We start from the raw sequence: 2,303 nt of genomic DNA, 5'->3' as shown, positions 1-2,303 counted from the left end.
ACGTCAGCCCCTATATTTTTTATGATATAATGAATATCATTTATAGATATGAACCAATTGTAAAAGAATATATTATAAAAAATTAAACACTCCGTATGTTTCTATAAAAGAAAAAATTAGAATAATAAGAGAAACTTGGTGGGAATTTAAAAATTTTATTAAACAAAAAACAGGAGATGATATAGAAATAGATGCTATATCAGGTGCGTATAGATAAAAATCACAGATATTAAAAGCCCAATGAAAATTTTCGTTGGGCTTTTAATATAATAGGAGGAGATTTTAACAAATAACTTTTATAATTATCCAACGTTAGTATAAACTCTTAGCACTGCCTATTTGACAGTGCTTTTTTTAAATTCTTCATAAATATGTCTAATCGATTTGTTAAAAGTAGGATGAATGAAATGGGGAGCTATTTCGCAAAGAGGTTCCAACACAAATTCTCTTTCTGAAATATATGGATGAGGGACTATCAGATTATCTTGATAAATTTGTTGGTTTTCAACAAATAAAATATCTATATCAATAGTTCTAGGTCCCCAATGAATTTTTCTTTCTCTTCCTAAATCAAGTTCAATTTTTTGGATATGTTTTAATAACATCTGCAGAGAATATGTTGTTGAAATTTCAACTACAGAATTTTTAAAATCAGGTTGATCTTCTAAACCCCAAGCAGGAGTTGTGTATATACTTGATTTATTTATTATTTTTGTATAAGTATTTTCAATTTTTGAATATGCATTGTTTAACAACTCAGTAGAATCTCCTAAATTTGAACCAAGTCCCAAGAAACAGCGCATTCTTTTTCTTGTGATTTGGACTAAAACTTCATCTAATGGCAGATGGATAGGAGCCCATGGTTTTTTTACACTAACTGTAACTTCATTAACCATAGTGTATTTTTTCAAAATAAACTGAGCTATCTCTTCAGCGCAAGTTTCGATTAAGTTATTTGATTTAGATTTAAATAATTTTTGAACTTCTTCGGATAAAAATCCATAGTGAACAGATTTATCTAAATCATTTGTCAAGGCAGCTTCTTGAATTTCAAGACCAAGAGATATATCAATTACAAATTTTTGACCAAGAGTTTTTTCCTCTTTAAAAACACCGTGATTTGCAAAAACAATTAAATTTGAAATTTTAATATAATCCATAAAAACTCCTAATATTTGATTTCTAAATTCTTTTTATGATTGCCCCATTTACAACCTTCAGCTTTGCAATTGTAACAATCTCTTGAAAGTTTATCTGCTTTATAGAAAAGTGATTCAAAATTTAAAAAATCACTTTTTTTTCTATGATGTTTAATAGCAGATAATATTAAATCTTTTTCATCATTTGTAAAGTTTGTTGAGAAAAGAGCTTTTTTTGCTATATCAATAGATGCTAAATCATGTGGTGTGCCATTTTTATATTCATAAGCTCTACCTAAATCATGAAGTAGAGCTGCACTGTAAATAACATCCTTGGAAATGTAAATATTGTTTTCAAGACACAGAATATAACAAATACGCGCGACATCTAAAAAATGAGTTAGATTGTGCCGGCAATAAATTCTGTCATCTTCCAAAGTCTTCAAATCTTTTAACAAGTCTTGAATAAAATCAAGATTAAATATAATATTTGAATTTTCCATTATAGCCCCATTAATCTATAAGCTTCATTTTTAAATTTAAGTCTGTTTCAAATTTACCACGAGCAACAGAAGTCATAGTAGAAGTTCCCGGTTTTTTAACTCCACGCATATTCATACACATATGCTCAGCTTCTATAACTACAAGAGCTCCTTCAGAACTTAAAAATTCCATTAGGGCATCAGCTATTTCCATAGTAAGTCTTTCTTGAAGTTGAGGTTTTTTTGCATATAGTTCAACAGTTCTTGCAAGCTTTGAGAGTCCAGCAACTCTTCCATTTGGAATATATGCAATATGAGCTTTACCCCAAAAAGGAAGTAAGTGGTGTTCGCACATAGAATAGAAAGGGATATCTTTTTCTATAACCATATTTTTGTCAACTAATTCAAAAGTTTTTGAAAGATGTTTTTCAGCAGTTTGATTAATTCCTCCAAAAATTTCTTCATACATTCTAGCTACACGTTGAGGGGTTTCAACTAATCCTTCTCTTGTAGGGTCTTCCCCTATAGCTTCAAGAATCATAGTGACAGCTGTTTCAATTTTATTTTTATCCATAATAACCTCTTTTATATTTTTATTTACATTTATATATACCTTTATTCCGGCATATTCTAACAATAAACCCTACTTAAGTCAAATGATTTACAAATTATTTGACACTGT

At 29.0% G+C, this 2,303-nt stretch carries 2 protein-coding genes and 1 pseudogene; all 3 read right to left on the bottom strand.

What is annotated here, in order from left to right:
* Window positions 1–335: 335 nt before the first annotated feature.
* Window positions 336–1,160, bottom strand: coding sequence for a 2-amino-4-hydroxy-6-hydroxymethyldihydropteridine diphosphokinase (gene folK, locus HMPREF9129_RS09855; protein ID WP_004823228.1), 825 nt, complete (start codon window positions 1,158–1,160; stop codon window positions 336–338).
* 8 nt (window positions 1,161–1,168) lie between these two features.
* Window positions 1,169–1,642 carry an HD domain-containing protein gene (locus HMPREF9129_RS09850; protein ID WP_004823225.1) on the bottom strand — a complete coding sequence of 158 codons (474 nt, stop codon included), beginning with the start codon at window positions 1,640–1,642 and terminating at the stop codon, window positions 1,169–1,171.
* A pseudogene (gene folE, locus HMPREF9129_RS09845) lies at window positions 1,642–2,195 on the bottom strand (GTP cyclohydrolase I FolE). Before folE ends, HMPREF9129_RS09850 begins: the two are co-directional and overlap by 1 nt.
* Window positions 2,196–2,303 lie beyond the last annotated feature (108 nt).

The organism is Peptoniphilus indolicus ATCC 29427 (assembly GCF_000227315.1).
GTDB lineage: Bacteria > Bacillota > Clostridia > Tissierellales > Peptoniphilaceae > Peptoniphilus > Peptoniphilus indolicus.
Note: the sequence above shows the minus strand (reverse complement) of the source record. Positions and strands in the feature narration are given on the sequence as shown.